The organism is Streptomyces sp. NPDC089799 (genome assembly GCF_040684755.1).
Classification (GTDB): Bacteria; Actinomycetota; Actinomycetes; order Streptomycetales; family Streptomycetaceae; genus Streptomyces.
Map to the genome: position 1 here is coordinate 1 of NZ_JBFBGR010000065.1, position 14621 is coordinate 14621.

At 69.8% G+C, this 14621-nt stretch carries 20 protein-coding genes; 11 read left to right on the forward strand and 9 right to left on the reverse strand.

Features of this window, described 5'->3' with window-relative positions; genetic code table 11:
- The first annotated feature begins 666 nt into the window (after positions 1-666).
- Positions 667-1179 (forward strand): hypothetical protein, encoded by a 513-nt coding sequence (locus AB0O36_RS36335; protein WP_365118110.1) that lies wholly within the window; start codon positions 667-669, stop codon positions 1177-1179.
- A gap of 1702 nt (positions 1180-2881) precedes the next feature.
- Positions 2882-3529, forward strand: coding sequence for a hypothetical protein (locus AB0O36_RS36340; protein WP_365118112.1), 648 nt, complete (start codon positions 2882-2884; stop codon positions 3527-3529).
- Between the two features lie 115 nt (positions 3530-3644).
- Here AB0O36_RS36340 and AB0O36_RS36345 read toward each other — a convergent pair whose 3' ends face one another.
- Positions 3645-3932, reverse strand: a complete 288-nt coding sequence (locus tag AB0O36_RS36345; RefSeq protein WP_365118115.1) for a hypothetical protein — start codon at positions 3930-3932, stop codon at positions 3645-3647.
- 72 nt (positions 3933-4004) lie between these two features.
- Between AB0O36_RS36345 and AB0O36_RS36350 the strand changes: the two genes are divergently transcribed.
- From AB0O36_RS36350 to AB0O36_RS36360, 3 genes are all read left to right on the forward strand, one after another.
- On the forward strand, positions 4005-4268 hold the full coding sequence (locus AB0O36_RS36350; RefSeq protein WP_365118118.1) for a hypothetical protein: 264 nt from the start codon (positions 4005-4007) through the stop codon (positions 4266-4268).
- A 5-nt stretch (positions 4269-4273) separates the two neighbouring features.
- Positions 4274-4642: a DUF6233 domain-containing protein gene (locus tag AB0O36_RS36355; RefSeq protein ID WP_365118119.1), complete on the forward strand. Its 369-nt coding sequence runs from the start codon at positions 4274-4276 to the stop codon at positions 4640-4642.
- A gap of 389 nt (positions 4643-5031) precedes the next feature.
- Positions 5032-5358, forward strand: a complete 327-nt coding sequence (locus tag AB0O36_RS36360; protein ID WP_365118121.1) for a TfoX/Sxy family protein — start codon at positions 5032-5034, stop codon at positions 5356-5358.
- A gap of 27 nt (positions 5359-5385) precedes the next feature.
- Here the strand turns inward: AB0O36_RS36360 and AB0O36_RS36365 are convergent, their stop codons facing one another.
- Positions 5386-5634 carry a hypothetical protein gene (locus AB0O36_RS36365; protein ID WP_365118123.1) on the reverse strand — a complete coding sequence of 83 codons (249 nt, stop codon included), beginning with the start codon at positions 5632-5634 and terminating at the stop codon, positions 5386-5388.
- 45 nt (positions 5635-5679) lie between these two features.
- On the opposite strand from AB0O36_RS36365, the gene AB0O36_RS36370 reads away from it, so the two are divergent.
- The 4 genes from AB0O36_RS36370 (at position 5680) to AB0O36_RS36385 (ending at position 8086) form a co-directional block, all read left to right on the forward strand.
- Complete coding sequence (locus AB0O36_RS36370; RefSeq protein WP_365118126.1) at positions 5680-6231, forward strand: SMI1/KNR4 family protein; 552 nt, start codon at positions 5680-5682, stop codon at positions 6229-6231.
- A gap of 653 nt (positions 6232-6884) precedes the next feature.
- Positions 6885-7187 (forward strand): hypothetical protein, encoded by a 303-nt coding sequence (locus AB0O36_RS36375; RefSeq protein WP_365118127.1) that lies wholly within the window; start codon positions 6885-6887, stop codon positions 7185-7187.
- A gap of 272 nt (positions 7188-7459) precedes the next feature.
- A complete protein-coding gene (locus AB0O36_RS36380) occupies positions 7460-7711 on the forward strand; it encodes an antitoxin MazE7 (protein WP_365118129.1) in 252 nt (83 codons plus the stop codon).
- On the forward strand, positions 7712-8086 hold the full coding sequence (locus AB0O36_RS36385; RefSeq protein WP_365118132.1) for a toxin Doc: 375 nt from the start codon (positions 7712-7714) through the stop codon (positions 8084-8086).
- 755 nt (positions 8087-8841) lie between these two features.
- On the opposite strand, the gene AB0O36_RS36390 is transcribed toward AB0O36_RS36385, so the two are convergent.
- The 7 genes from AB0O36_RS36390 to AB0O36_RS36420 all read right to left on the reverse strand — a co-directional run bounded on the left by AB0O36_RS36390 (position 8842) and on the right by AB0O36_RS36420 (position 12619).
- Complete coding sequence (locus AB0O36_RS36390; protein ID WP_365118134.1) at positions 8842-9303, reverse strand: NUDIX domain-containing protein; 462 nt, start codon at positions 9301-9303, stop codon at positions 8842-8844.
- Positions 9300-9938 carry a class I SAM-dependent methyltransferase gene (locus AB0O36_RS36395; RefSeq protein WP_365118136.1) on the reverse strand — a complete coding sequence of 213 codons (639 nt, stop codon included), beginning with the start codon at positions 9936-9938 and terminating at the stop codon, positions 9300-9302. Before AB0O36_RS36395 ends, AB0O36_RS36390 begins: the two co-directional genes overlap by 4 nt.
- A gap of 63 nt (positions 9939-10001) precedes the next feature.
- Positions 10002-10274: a DUF6087 family protein gene (locus tag AB0O36_RS36400; RefSeq protein ID WP_365118139.1), complete on the reverse strand. Its 273-nt coding sequence runs from the start codon at positions 10272-10274 to the stop codon at positions 10002-10004.
- A gap of 21 nt (positions 10275-10295) precedes the next feature.
- Entirely contained in the window at positions 10296-11015 is a 720-nt protein-coding gene (locus tag AB0O36_RS36405; protein ID WP_365118142.1) for a hypothetical protein, read from the reverse strand.
- Between the two features lie 12 nt (positions 11016-11027).
- The gene (locus AB0O36_RS36410) at positions 11028-11702 is read right to left on the reverse strand and encodes a pentapeptide repeat-containing protein (protein ID WP_365118145.1); all 675 of its coding nucleotides are present in this window, start codon (positions 11700-11702) and stop codon (positions 11028-11030) included.
- A 64-nt stretch (positions 11703-11766) separates the two neighbouring features.
- Positions 11767-12006, reverse strand: a complete 240-nt coding sequence (gene amcA, locus AB0O36_RS36415) for a multiple cyclophane-containing RiPP AmcA (RefSeq protein ID WP_365118148.1) — start codon at positions 12004-12006, stop codon at positions 11767-11769.
- Positions 11984-12619: a hypothetical protein gene (locus AB0O36_RS36420; RefSeq protein WP_365118151.1), complete on the reverse strand. Its 636-nt coding sequence runs from the start codon at positions 12617-12619 to the stop codon at positions 11984-11986. Before AB0O36_RS36420 ends, amcA begins: the two co-directional genes overlap by 23 nt.
- A gap of 110 nt (positions 12620-12729) precedes the next feature.
- On the opposite strand from AB0O36_RS36420, the gene AB0O36_RS36425 reads away from it, so the two are divergent.
- Positions 12730-13641, forward strand: coding sequence for a hypothetical protein (locus AB0O36_RS36425; protein ID WP_365118154.1), 912 nt, complete (start codon positions 12730-12732; stop codon positions 13639-13641).
- 182 nt (positions 13642-13823) lie between these two features.
- Positions 13824-14114, forward strand: coding sequence for a hypothetical protein (locus AB0O36_RS36430; protein ID WP_365118156.1), 291 nt, complete (start codon positions 13824-13826; stop codon positions 14112-14114).
- Positions 14115-14621 lie beyond the last annotated feature (507 nt).

The window sequence follows — 14621 nt, forward strand, 5'->3', positions numbered from 1 at the left end:
ACGTCACCAGGATCAAGCTGCTGAAGAGACAAATGTATGGCCGCGCGAACTTCGATCTCCTACGGCGCCGCATCCTGCTCTCACCATGATCAAGATGCTGCCACCCCCAAAATGGCGACAGAGCCAACTTCTGTGGACCTGGCGCGACGCGGCAGGTCCCGACGCTGGACCAGCGGCAGGTCGGCTGCGGTGCCGACGGGATTCGAACCCGCGGACAGATGGGAGCAGGCCCGCCCCGTCTCCGTCAGTCGCCGTGAGAGGGACCTCGCCCACGTCGATGCAATGGGCCGCTCTGCCACGGCTCCGCAACCTGCGGGAATGCGCGCACTCTCGCTGTGCCCAAGGGTAGAGACACCGTGCACCGTCGACGAATCCTTATGCGTGAGCGGAGGCCACTTCCCTGGGTCCACAGAAGTTGTGCCAGATCCAAAATTCGGGATCCGCATCAAGACCGCCACGCGGTGAGGTCGTCGGCTGTCAGCTCAGTCTCCGACTGTGGCTGTTCCGGCGGTGCGGGGTCATGCGGCAGGTCCCGGCCGAGTAGCGGTGGGAACGAGCTGGACTACACCAACCCATGGGAACTCGCCGGTCTTGTGGCAGGCACGGACTTCCCCTCGTCCTGCGGGCACAACAACCGGGGCTTCGTCCGGCTGTCCTCTGCTTGCGATGCGGATCATTGCATCGTCAGGCGGTTGGAGTTCCGCAGGTGCGGTGGGTGCGACGGTCGATGTCAGCGGCGGGTGCGAGGATCACGGGATGCCTCTGCCTCAGCCTGATGATCTGACCTCGCTGGTGCTGCGTACCGACTTCGGTGACGACGGAGCCTGGGACGCGGTTCGAGCCGCGCTTGACGCGGCCGACGAGTACTGCCATGCCACGTACGTCAGCGAGCTTCGCTTCGCCGGCGTGGGGGTCCGGGCATTGGTGGATGAAGAGGCTGCTGCGGATGAAGAAGCCCAGATCATCCACGTCTTCCTGGCCGACGCGGCCACGATGGAGGATCCGCATCACTCGCTCCTGGCCGTGGACCTCTCGGACGAGCCCGGGCGGACGTTCAGGCTTCCTGCGCAGTGGTTCCCTGATGTCTCGGCCAACTTGAGCATCGCCAACATGGACTTTGCGGAGTTCGCCGACGCTGCTGATGAATCAGGGACCTTCCGCGGTTTTGACGAGGGCTGACTCGATACCGTCGAGGCCTGTCCGGGCGAGCCATGTGCCGCGCCCGTTCAGCATGGCTCGCGGGCCCGCTGGGTGGCCTGCCATTTCTCCGGCACGCGGGCAGGACTGCTGCGCTGTCGGTCCATGTCGTTGAGGACAGCCCGCCGCAGCGCGTTGGCAGACCACCACGGTCCCTGTGGCTCGCTGCCCCCTGCCTCCGCTGTCTTGGCCTGCCGTAGCAAGGGGAGCACGGTGGCTGGGCGGCTTGGTTGCAGTTCGGCGATTGGTAGCTGCAGGCCGGCGGCGGAGAGCGCAGCCAGCTGCGTGCGTGCGGTGTCTGCCACAGGCGTTTCGGGCCATGCGGAGGCGGGCTCTACTGTGGAACCTGAGGGGCAAGCACGAGGAACAGCCGCGGCTGCCTCCCGTCGGTCTCTTCACGCTCCTCCGCCACGCCGTCGGCGTCGTGTCTGGCGGGGGAGGACGAACTGCCGGGGTGCAGGATGTGCGCGGGCACGCCGAGTCCCTCCCGGATTTCTTCGAAGTATTCGGGGTCTCCAGCGTGTCCGCGTCGACGGGAGGGCGGCGGCGTGCCGGCCCTGCCAGCAGCCGCGCGGCGTCACCGTGGCCGTGCCGGGCGGCTTCGGCCAGCAGGAAGCGTGCCTCATCGGCCCAGTCCGCCCCGGCGCGGACCGTGAGCGCGACCATCCGGAACATTGCCCCTGAGTGCCCGGCTGCTGCTGGCTGGCCGAGCCAGTCTGCGGCCAGGGCGAGCTTCCCGCGCGCCAGGGCCTTGGACCCCAGCAGGTACTGCGAGTTCGCCCGTTCCCACCCGTCCCGGTCCAGCCCGTACAGGCCGGTCAGCGGAACGAAGTCACCGCCCGGCCGGTCCCAGGAGCCCTCTGGCCACCCTGCTGCGCCATCAGCTCCACCAGCCCAGCCGACGCCGGACGGTCGCGGCTGTCGTCGTTCAAACGGCTCACCACCGTCACCTGTCCTTCTTCCAGCGCCCCGTTGCTTTCCGGTGCCCGTCACGAATGAACACCCGCAGGGCACCCCGCAGCTCCACCACGGCGTTGTGCCGCTCCCGGTGGAGCCGGTCCGCGCGTATGCGAGCGCGGCCGCGATCTCGATGCCCCTGTTTCGGTCGTTCGTGCTGCCCGCGCCGTGCTGTGCGCAGGCCGATGTTGATCACCCTGCTGCAGGCCACGGGCCGAAACCCTGGGCCTGTGCGGCCCCGGCCGGGGGTGCTGCCAGGCCCCCTGTCGGAGGCGGTGCGCCCAGTGTCCGCGCCGCGGTGGGAGAGAATCGTCCGGGACGGAATTCGTCCGGGCGTTCGGCCGCGGCCAGTTGGGCCACCTCTGCCCGGCGGAACGAGCATGGGGGCGGGGAACCAGTGACGCAGGAAGTCGGTGGCGGCGTCGAAGTCCGCGACGACCGCCCGTGCGACAACGGCAGCGCGGCCGGTCCGGGGGCCGACCGTCCTGCCGGGGCCGAAGTCCGGGTCGTGGTTCGGCCGATGGCCGGAGGCGATGCCGATTCCGGTGCCGGAGCTGCCGCTGGCGCCGAGGGCGTGGTGCGGCCAGACGATGCCATCGGTGCCGGGGTCGGTGCCGGAGTGGCGGCTCCCGCTGTTCCTTCACCGTGGCGGCGACCAGATCTGGAACTCCTCCGGTTCGCGAGGTTCCTAGGGCGGGCCCTGTACCAGGAGTTCCAGGTAATTGTCATGGACACGGTCCGGCAGGCCGTGCGGCGGGGGCTGACCGGCATTTCGGTGGCGCTGCTGGCCGTTGTCGCGGTGATCGGTCTGCACGCGCTGGACCAGACGCGGCACGGCGGCGCCTTCGTCCAGGTGATCGCGGGGGTCCGGGGCGACCAGCCGGTCCTGCTGGTGCTGTTGCGGACCCCGGTGTCGCTGTTCGTGCCCGCCCGGGACCTGTCCGCCTGGCCCGGGCTGCCCCAGCTGTTCATCGCGTTCGCGCTCGCGCAGCTGTCCCTCGGGCGCACCCGGACCGTGCTCGTCGCATACGCATCGACGCTGGCCGGCACCTTCAGCGCGCGGATCATGATCGCGCTCGGCCCCTACTGGTGGGGCCTGCCCGCCGAGACCGCACACGTCGTGGACACCGGGCCGTCCGCCGCCATCGTGGCCCTGTTCACCCATGTCGCGGTCGTCCGGCGGGCTCCGGTGCTCTTCCTGGTCACCGGCGGCTCGATGATCCTCAGGTCGATCGCCGAACCGAACCTCGCGGGCCGCGAACACCTCGTCGCCATCGCGGTGGCGATCGCCCTCGGCCTGTTCCACAACCGGCTCACCGGGCGACGTCGACCCAGGCCGGCCTCCCGAGGCGTCAGCTTCCGCACACGGGACTGAACCCCGGCGGGGGTGCGGCCAAGCCTTACAGTGATATCTGCGGCATCCAACCCCGCGCGCACGTCCTCCACCAACCGCAGGCTCTCCCGGCGTGTTCACCTGCCACCCATCCGGCTCAGACCTCGTTCCCGGTGATTTCGGCGTCTTCCTGCCGGGCCGCGGTCGGCGGGGCAGGGTGCACGTCGAAGGTGCCGCCACGCTCCGAGAGCATGCTGGGGCGGCCCTTGTGGCGAGAAGCTGGGCGCGGAAGGCAGGCCCGCTCGCCGGAGACGGCCAGGCCCGCACGGACGAGGTCGGCCGCGAGGGTGGTGCGCAGGGCGGGGTCGGCGGTCATGCGGTTGTAGAGGCTGATCTGGTTCTGCTTGAGCCGGATCAGGTCCTGGGGGAAATCCACGGAGATCACTTCGCCACGATCACCCGTCTGCCGACCGCGGCCAACCGGAATCAGGTATTCGAGCAGTTATGCGATATCGGTGTGACCGCCTGCGACTACCCCGTACGCCTGCCGATGCCTGGCTGGCCGGCATCGGAGCACCGCTACTCCCACCGCGGCGATGTGCAGGCCAGCGGCTACACCGACGAGCAGAAGGACGTGCGGGCGCGGATGGAGCGGCGGATGCGGCGCCTGGCCGAAGCCCTCGCCACCCACCCGTTCTGGGCCGCGGTGGAGGCCGGTCAGCGGGTGAAGGCCCGCATGGCGCTCAAGCGCGTGGAGTCGTGCGTGCCGGAGGAGGCGTAGCCGCCGTGGACGCGGACCGGGATGTGGACTGGCTGCTCCCGCCGGACCTGGGCCGGCTGCGGGTGCTGGAGCAGTGGTGTGTGCTGCTGCTGGAGCTGATACGGGAGCGGATCGCCGAGATCGAGAAGGGTGAGCGGGTGGCCGAGGCGGCCCGGGCGGGCCCGGTGCCGGCTCCGGTCATCGAGTGGAAGATCCAATACGGGATCGGACGTGAAGGTGCCCCGATGCTGGTCCATGCCGGGGACTGCCGTCTGGCCTCGGGCCGTACCCGGCCCGCCACGCGGGAGCAGGTCCTGGACGTGCTGCGGAATGCCGGGGTCGAGGCGTGCGGGATCTGCGCTACCGCCCGGGAGCTGGGCCTCACCGACCCCTGACGGCCTGCCGCCGGGAAGCCGGTCGAGCGGCAAGGGGTGACCGGTGCCCGCTCGGGGAAGACGCCCGGCCCCGGGGGGAACGGCAGAGGGCGGTGAGCGGCGATGGCCAGGCCTGTGTGGTCCGGGGTTCTGAGCTTCGGGTTGGTGTCTTCTCTGAACTAGCGATCGCCCACTCCGGGCTCTGGGTATACCGCTGGCAGCTGGGCCCTGGGAACCCCGGGGCCGGTCGGCTGGGCCAAGGCCCGTCCGGCGGGTTGGGTTCGGGCGCGCCCGGTTGATAGGTCGTGCAGGGGGTTGGTTTCTTGAAGGGCGGATGCCGCTGCAGTGTCGGCGGGTCTGGGGCGCGGTCCTGGGCGAGCGTGGCCGGGGGGTGCGGTTAGGTTCGGTTCATGGCGTATGACGAGGCGTTGGCGGAGCGGGTCCGGGAGCGGCTGGAGGTGGATGGCGCGGTGGCCGAGAAGAAGATGTTCGGTGCGGTCGCGTTCCTGCTGCAGGGCAACACGCTGGGCGGCGTGGAGGGGGACGACCTGTTCCTGCGGGTGGCGCAGGAGGACATGGCCGAGGCGCTCGCCCGGCCAGGGGCGCGGCCGTTCGAGGTCAAGGGGCGGGTGTCGAAGGGCTGGGTGTACGTGGCCGGGGTGGCCCTGGACGACGAGGCGCTGGAGGAGTGGCTGCGGGTGGCCTTGGACGCGACGGCCGAGCTGCCGCCCAAGTGACCCGGGCGGCATGCGGTGGGTGGCCCCTCAGCGGTCGCGTGTGGTGGGGGTGTGGGGCTCGTCCGGCTTGCCGGTGGTGAGCGCGCGGGCCACGTCCTGTAGGAGCTGTGCGAGCTCCTGAAGATCGCCCACCTCTTCGGCAAGGCCGAATGCCCACACTGTGCCAGTGTGTTCGACATCGCGGACGAGTACACCTCCGCCAACCGGCCCGTCCTGCGGTAGGCGAGTGGCCACGGCACGGAAGCCCTTGAGAGCGTTGATCGTGCGCTCGACCACCTTGTTCCTGCGATGATCTTGTAGCTGGGCCGTAGGCTGCGTGCCATGGCGCGATTCGACGAGGTCATGGCAACGTTCTGGGCCGATGGTGACTACGGCGTCCAGCCGCCTCTGACGGACGAGACGCTGCGAGAGGCTGAGCTTGTGCTCGGCGTGACGCTGCCCTCCACCCTGGTTGATCTTCTACGGGTTCAAAACGGCGGCATCGTGGCTGCTGACCACGATGCGTGCCCCACCAGTCAGCCGACCTCGTGGAGCGAAGAACACGTTCCCTTCGACTTCCTGATGGGGATCGGACCGCGTGAGCAGATGACGTCGTTGCTCGACACCCCGTACTTGGTAGCAGAGTGGGGGCTGCCGTCGCCGATCGTGCTGCTCTGTGGCGACGGACACTGCTGGATCGGGCTCGACTACCGAGTCTGTGGCCCGGACGGCAACCCATCGGTCACCTGGTTCGACACCGACCTCGACACCGCGCTCCTCCTGGCCGGTGACTTCACGACATTCATCGAGAGCCTCACCGCAGCTGGCGACTTCGATCCCGACCCCAGCGATCGCCGCGTCGGGCTGACGCCGGCCTCGTCGCAGCCCCGCTGACCGGCTGAGCGCCCTCCCGTGTGGAGGACTGGCTCGTCCACTGCACGGCCCGGCCCGGCAGCCTGACGTACAGCCCTGCTGCCGACCCGGTCTCGCCGACCTTGGCCTGGCCATCCGGTCCCAGCGAGCCAGCGACACCCTGCTGACCCGACCGCTCTTCCTGCTCCCTGGCTGGCTCGACCTGTGGCATTCGTTGCCCGGCGAAGCATGGAACTTCCACTGATTCGCAATTCGCCGATCGGCCTCGCACGGGCGAGGCAGACCGGAGTGGCGTGGTGCCCCCATCCGCTGGAGGGTGGGTCAATGTGTCGTCAACCGGGGTGGGATCAACGCCAGCGACTCCTGAAGCCGGCCCACTGGAGCGCGGCCGATTTCAGGACTTCATCAACGGCGGTGCCTAGGCCGGCGCGGCCGACAGTCTGGCGGGCCACCGAAAATTCCTCGACAGTGCTGACGCGGACACGCCCCCTCGCCTGGGTGGTTTCACACGGCTCGGGGAGTGGCTGCCTTGACCATCGTCCGGCGGGCCGGTGAGCTGGCGCCGTGGTCCATTACGTGGACGGGCCGTTCGCAGGAAGGGACATCCATGAGGACGTGGCTCCGACGGGCCTTGTAGGCGTCATCACCGCGTACGACTACGACTACGGGTGCTGGTGAGGGCGACCCCCGAATCCCTCGCCCGGTACCTCGACGAGTTCCGCGCCGAGGTGACCGAGGGCCTGCAGCAGACGCTCTCGGAGCGGGGCGCCCGGCTGCGGGAGCTGTCCTTCTACGAAGCCGAGGACGGGCTCTGGGCAGCGGCGTCCATCGACCTGCCCGGGCAGTCGGCCCCCTGGACGCGGCGCCGGCTCGTCGTCCCGGCCTCGGGCCCCGACAAAGACGCCTGGCTCGCGGGCGCCGTCTTCTCGTCGGCAGTGATCGAGGACCTGGACGGACCTCCCTGCCTGGGCGACTGAAACCCGCGACCAAGGTGCGCGATCGAATCCCCGGCATGGGCGCAGCGAGTACGCGTTGGACCCGGTGGGCTTGGGCATACACCCTGCTCATGGGGGCTTCCCCTCTCTCCCTGCTCCCCTGTTGCCGAGGTGGCCGACCGGGCGGACACTGTCGCCGCTGTTCGGCTCTTCAGGCTCGGTGCCCAAGCCCCGCCCAGCCGTGTAGTACGTGCCTCGGCCTGGCCGTCCGGGAATGACTACCGTGCCGCCCCGCGGGTGCGCATACTCGGAGGATGGAGAACACCACCTCCGTCGAGGTCGACACCAACGTTCACGAGCGCCTCACCGCGCTCGCCGCCACAAGGGGACTCAGCCTGTCCGCCTACCTTGCCGAGCTTGCCGCCGAGCAGGAGAACGAGGCCGGGCTCGCCCGCGCCACGCGGGCGTTCGACGAGGCGGTACGCCGTCCCGGCTTCCGCGAGGGCTTTGAGCGCGACTTCGGCCCGGACTCGGTTTTCGGCCGGACCGGCACGCGGGCGGCATGAGTGGAACTGCACATTGACCACCGCTGGCTGCTCGAGCGTCAGGAAGCGCTGTTCAAGGACGTGGAGGTGGCGGACCACTCCGCGATGGTCGCCGCGGTCGCCCGGCACCGGGTGAACACCCCCAGCCTGAGCGTGGACCGCCCGGACGCCTACTGGCGCGCCGCCGCGCTGCTGGAGGCCCTCGTCCTGCTCCGTCCGCTGCCCGAGCACAACGAGTACTTCGCATACGGAGTGGCCGTCGCGTACATCGAGGCGTCGGGCAGGACCGTAGACGCCCCGTACGAGCAGTGGCGGGACCTCATCACCGACATCCGTATGCTCCGCACCACGGTCTTCGACGTGGCCGACAGACTGCGTACCTGGCAGCGGCCGTAGCCCCGAGCCGGCCCACGGTCGCCGGGAAAGGGTCTTCAGCGTGTGCGTTGCGGCGGATGGAGCCTCGTGCGGACGCGGCAGCAGGGCAGGCATGGCGCCTGAGCCGGGTACGCGTTCGTAGATCAGGGATCATCCCCACGTTTGCGGGGAGCGAGAGTGGCGAAACGGCCCATCACGTACGCGTTGGAGTCATCCCCGCGCGTGCGGGGAGCAGGCTCGCTGAGCTGGGACTCTATGCGGGTAAGCCGCTGTTCTGAAGCACTTTCGCCGAATCCGGCAAACCGGGCTAGACGTATGTGGCTTCGTGCGGCTCTGGGAACCATGGCTGAGCACTCCTCAGCTCGTGCGCGGGGCCGCCTGTAGTAGACGGCCCCCGCCTCCTCCAGCCGCACCGATCTGTGCCCGTCCGCCAGGACCCCGCGCCAGGCCGCCGCTCCGTGCTCCGCAGTGAGCGTGACTCGCTGGGGAAGGCGGCCATACCGGGGCCGTGGAGGGATCCATCACCGGGTCGAACAGCTCACCGTCGCCGAGCGGGAGGCCGCAGGGGCACTGAAGAAACCGTGGACGGGACGCTCGTGGATGCGGGAGGCGGCCAAGCACAGGAAGACGGATGCCCCCGGGCCGCCGGTACCTCCGGAAGAGGTGCTGCCGGTGGTGGACGTCTACAGCACCCCGCTGTGGTGGTGATCTGCGTATGACGGTGCCCCGCTCTCCGGTGCTGCTGGAGGCGGGGCGCTCGTCTGCGGGCCGAGAGGTCAGCGGGTCCACCCGTACTCGGCGTAAGCGCGGCCGTGAGCGATGTGTTCCAGGGCCTCGGCGAGGTAGGGCGGCAGGGGGGCGGGCAGGCCGTGGGGCGGCCACCACTCCCATCCCTCGCAGAGCTCGGGCTCGGCGTTGACGACGGGGCCGGTCCATTCGCGGGCGGCGAAGAAGAAGCCGACGCGATCGGTGCCGTAGGGGCTGCGGTGGTGGGTGACGTGGACCATCTCCAGCGCGTCCGGCGCGACCGTGACGCCGGTCTCCTCCTGGAGCTCACGCGCTGCTCCGGCGCGGAGGGGTTCCGCCGGATCAAGGCGGCCGGAGGGGAGTTGGTAGTGGCCCTCCCAGACAGGCTTCTTCCGGCGCCGGCCGAGGAGGAGGGCGCCTTCATGGCCGTAGAGCAGGACGTGGACGTCGACCCGGTGCTGGGCTTGGTCGACGGAAGGCATCGTGGTCATGCGGTGGCCTCCACGATCAGCGTGCCGATGGTCTGCTTGTCCTTCGGGCAGGGCAGCCGCCGGCCGGTGGCGGTAGTGAATCCGGCGTTCAGGAGCTTCTTCTCCCACATGTAGGGCCGGTAGCACCAGCGGGTGATGGGCAGCAGCTCCTTGTTGTCGGGCCCGTACATGTCGTACTCGTGGGGCCCGGGACACTCGCCGGACGGCGGCAGGTGTGAGAACACGAAGCGGCCGCCCGGCTTCAGCGCGCGGTGCACGAGGGGTAGCAGGACGGCCGGGTCGGTGAACCAGACCGCGCCGAAGACGGAGTACACGGAGTCGAACTCGGCCTCGTGCTCGGCCAGGTACTCCTCGGCCCGCGCGTGGTGGACCTCGATCAGGTCGCCGAAGCGCTCCCGGGCTGCTTCGACCTGGGGCGCGGAGATGTCCACGCCGACCGCTGCGGCCCCTGTGCGGGCCACGAGGGCGAGGTTGTCGCCCTTGCCCATGCCGAGGTCCAGGACACGCTTGCCGGGGCCGGTGTGGATGAGTTCCAGGCCGGGCCCGTGGGCGCTGTACTGGGTCCAGGCGAACCGGCCCCACGGCTCCTCGGCGGCCGGGAACCCGCCGAACTTCTCCCACGATTCGTCGATCACGTGGTGGTCTCCTTCGCGGTGTGCCGGACGGACTACCTCTGATCTTGCGCAGCGCTCTGCCCTTCAGGGCGGGGAGGATGCCGCCCACGCCTTGGCCGCAGCGAGGCCGGGAGCGGTGCCGACCACGACGTAGGCGAAGCCGTCCCATTCCTCCAGGATGCGGGGTTCGTCGGGGCGGACGTGGCTGCCTCCGCCATGCACGGGCCGATGACGGCGCTCGACGTCCATGGGGGCTCGGCGACGTCTGTTGTATGCGGCGAGGGGGTCGGCGGAGTCGACGCGGGGAACAGCGCGGGAGGGCTGGTTGGGCGGTCCGGGTCGGCGGTGCTTGGCCATGGGGGTGATGCTCCCACAACCTCAGACCAGGGACGGGAGGGTGCCGGCTGCCCAGTCGCCGAGCCAGAATGCGGCGGCCGAGGGGTCGTCTTCGCCCTCGGTCGAGCCGTCGTGCAGCAGGTACTCGGTGGGGGCCAGGTAGCCCTCGCCCGGAGCAAGGCGTATCCGGAAGACCCGGATGGGGCGGCCGTCGGCGACGTAGGCGCGGAAGTCGTTCGTGTGGGGGTACCGGTGGACGAAGTCGGCGGGGTGCACCGTGCGGCAGACGGTCTGGGCGTCGACGGTGCCGAGGATGATGTACCGCGTCCCGGGGCCCAGGTTGAGGCACAGCCGCCGCCGGCCGGTGTGCTTGTCCGCGTACTTGAGCTTGTCCCAGTTGTCGAGGTGCAGCCCGAGCAGCCGGCCGTCCTGGTAGTTGTCGGTGGTGGTGACCATGTCGGGCTTGGCCAGGGCCTGCCCGAGGTACACGGCGTCCGGATCTCCCAGCGGCTGAGCCAGGTCTTCGAGCGGGAGACCGTCACGGAACGGGGGCCGGACGATCTCCACCAGCGTGCTGTCGAGGGGCCTGCGGGGCGCGGTGAGGGACTTGACGTCCATGTCGGTCATGGGCCGCCACTGCCCGGCGGGGATGATCGCGCCGGGCTCGTAGGTGCTCTCGTTCTCGCGGGTGGTGCGGACGGCGGCGACCTCGCAGCGGGCGCGGAGCGCGGCTTGGTCACCGTAGGCGATGTGCAGGGGCATGGAGTCTCCCGGTCAGTCGTCTTCCAGGGTGATGTCGAGGTCGGCCACGAGGGCCTCGGCGAGGTCGGCCTGCTGCGCGGGGTTGATGAGGATCTTGGAGAGGTTGGCGACGCCGCGGATGTGTGAGAGGTCGTTTCCGCGTAGGTCCGTGTTCCGGTACCGGCCGGCGCCGAATTCGGTGAGGCGCAGCGTGCACTCGGAGAACACGGCGTCGGCCAGGTCGCAGTCGGTGAACGCTGCCTCGGTGAAGGCGCAGCCGGTGAAGGCGACGGGGCCGGTGGCGCGGACCTTCTCGAAGGTGGCGTAGTCGAATTTGCAGCCTTCGAAGAGGACGTCGTCGAGCACGAGGCCGTCCAGGGCGGCGCCCATGAGCTTGCAGTCGCGGATGTGGACGCGGGTCAGCTTGCTCTCGGTCCAGCGGGCCGTTCCGAGGTCGCTGCCGGTGATCTCCACGCGGTGCAGGTTGAGGGCCTCGAACTCGGCCCGCTTCGTGTGCATGCCGGTGATGCGGCCGGTGACGAGACGGGCGTCCGAGAGGTCGAGCGAGCGCAGGTCCGCGTCTCCGTACGTGAACTCCTGGACGGTGCCGCGAGGGCTGTCGAGGGTGTCGACACGGGAGAGGTGGAGGCCGGGGTCGTCCAGCTCGGGCAGGGTGATCGTGGCGTGGCCGAAGGTGCGCGTGGACATGGGTGTGCTCCTTGTTGGTGCCGGGGCGGCCCCGCGCTGTGGCAGGACCGCCCCGACGGCGCGGCTACTTGCTCTTGCTCCAGTCGTCCCAGGTGGGCCGGTTGTCGAAGGACGCACCCGGGTTGTCCCACGTGGGGCGGTTGTCGAAGGTGGACGCGGCCATGTAGTTCTCGAAGTCGGTGTTGCTCCAGGCGTTGCCCCAGCGCGGGACGGCAGCGGAGCCGGCGGCCTCCAGGAGGGACCTGAACCCCTCCGCCGAGTCCATCACGAGCGTGGTTGCGTCAGGGGCGGTATTCGCGAGCATGTCGTGTCACTCCTTCGAGTAAGGCGATCTTGGAGGTGGTGCAGTACCGGGTCCTGGTGCCGTCGAACCGGCCGTCGTGCTCGAAGTAACGGTTGGCGGCGTGGGCGCCCCCGCAGAAGGTGAAGGCGGGGCAGGTAGCGCGGCAGGCGTCGACGCCCTGCCAGAACTCGGGGATCCAGGGGGTGCGCTGCTCGGCTTCGGCCACGAGGACGTCCAGGCCGTCCTTGAGCACGTTGCCGGTGGTGAAGTCGCCGAACCGGCTGTCGGTGAACCCGGCCAGCTCGGGCGAGAGCATGACCACGCCGCCGTCGTAGGCGACGGTGGGGAGCGGGTCCCAGGGAGAGGAAGCCGGGAGAGGTGCGACGTCGTGGCCCTGGAGGACAGCGCCGGCGAAGTTGAGGACCCGCTGCACCTCGCGCAGCCGTACAGCCGGGTTGATCCGCCAGGCGTCGGCGAGGGCCGTCCAGAAGTCCGCCGTCCGCGCGGGGTCGGTGGTCTTGGCGCTGGTGTTGACGCCCTCCTCCTCTTCGACGTTCACGCCGAGGGTGTTGACGCCCAGGTCGGCGAAGAACTCGTAGAAGCGGGCGGCGTCGGCCGGGGTGGGGTCGGACACGACGGCGATGGCGGAGAACGGGATGTCGTGGCGGCGCTGACGCTCGATCCCGTACGGATGAAGCGAGCAGGCATGCCCGCGAGGCAGCAGAAGCAGCAGAGGGCGCCGGGGTGGCCGGGGCTGTCACTCCTGACGGCGACGAGGAGGCCGGTGTCGCCGACGCGTGGGCCTTCGCGGCTCAGGCCCTGGCCTGCGTAGGGGAGAGGGACGCCGCACTGGAGCTCATTCAACGGGCTGAGCCGACGGACCGCGGTGAGCGGATGGCATGGCGGCCCGCGGCCCGGCAGGCGAGGATCGCCGTCGCCGTGGAGGCGGCTGCCTACGACCCGGCCTGGGCAGCCGCTCTGATGGACGGGGAGTGCGAGCGCCTGCTCGCCAGCCGGAACAGGCCGCGGGGTATGGCGTTGCTGCTGCCGAGCCTGGTTGAGCTGCTGCCCGCTGCATGGGAGTCGTGCCGGGAGCGGCTCGAGGACGCGATCGAAATCGCGCTCGAGTACACCGGCGAGGGGCGAGAAGCGTGGCGGCCGGAGACCGTTCTCGTCCACGCCCTGCTGCGGATCAGGGACGGGGACGACGCCGGCTGCCAGTTGGACTGGCTGACCGGCGAGCTGCGGTCGTGCGATCCCGAGCGGTTCCCGACGGGCGGCCTTGCGGTGGCGCACGCGGTGCTGGGTGACATCGAGAGCGCGCGGCAGGTTGCCGAACGTCTTCGGTCGCCGGAGAGTCGCGCTGCCGCGTTCGCCGCCGTAGCCGGACAGCTGGCACGGGTGCCCGTCCGACCGTCGCCGACGAACGATGCCGCGGCAGCCGGACCGTTCACGCGTACGGTCCGGCCGCTCGCCTTGGCAGCCTCCGCGGACGCTCCTGCGGACCTTCAGGCGGCTACCGGCTTTGTACGCGATGCGCTTGCAGGGGCGGGCTGGCACCACGCCTTGCCCCTCTTGTCGGAGCTCGCACCCGAAGCCGTCACCCAAGTGCGCGACATCGCCGCTGTCCACCTCGGCTTTGGGGCTGGCGACTGACCTTGCTGCCTGTGGCTGGGGGGCTGGACCGACGAACTGCGGATCAGAGCCCCACCCAAGGGCTGTCCCGGACTTGAAAGGGACAGGCTGCTTGAGCCCGGTGAGCCTGTGCAGGCGGCTACTGTGGAGAGGCTCATCGGAGTGGCGGTCTGGGGGGACGAGTGGGACGCAGCAGGCTGCCTGTGGAGAACGCAGGCAATGGCGATCTCTGTCTCTTCATCGAGCCGTACGGCGAGGACTTCTACCTGAAGCCCGGCGAGGTCTTCACGGTCGCACCTGAAGCCGAGGGGATCGATGTCTGGTTCTCCACCCTCGTCTGGGAGGGAGGGATCACGGTGTGGCCCTATGAGGACGGCGACCCGACCAAGATCGTCCTGGAGTACACAGTGACCGACGCCAACGGAACCCGACTGGAGTGCGGTCACCAGAGGCCGCCGAAGCCTGCCGGCTCTGACGGGGCTGAGCTGGGTTGACCCTCTCGGTCACTGGGGCGGGGCGCCACGGGACGATCGTCCCACCCATCAGTACCGTTACGGGACAGCCCTTGGCCGGGGGCCCGACTTTTGTCCGCGGACAAAAGTCGGGGGAATCGCCTGCTGTAGGTTTCCGGCGTGACTCGTCGTGCGCAGCGAAGATGACGGTGTGGCGCATGGGTGCGCCGGCCGGCGGATCGCGCAGGCCCGCCCTCGCCCACCCCGTGTCTGAGCTGGGCGTTAGCCTCGGCAGATGATTCCTGCGCCGCCTCTGAAGGTCATCACCCGTCACCTGACTTCTCCCAGGATGCCCCGGCCTTCAGGCCGGGGAGGAATGGGTCCCTGGAGCGGAGCCGCGTAGCGGCGGAGTTCTCTGCACATCTGCTCTGACCTGTGCTTTCTCGGATTGTCGGTGGGGTCGAATAGTTTGATCACCATGACGACCGCAATAGCCGATACGGCCGGGCACGCCCGGTACACGTACCGGCTTCGCGTGTCCGCGACTGC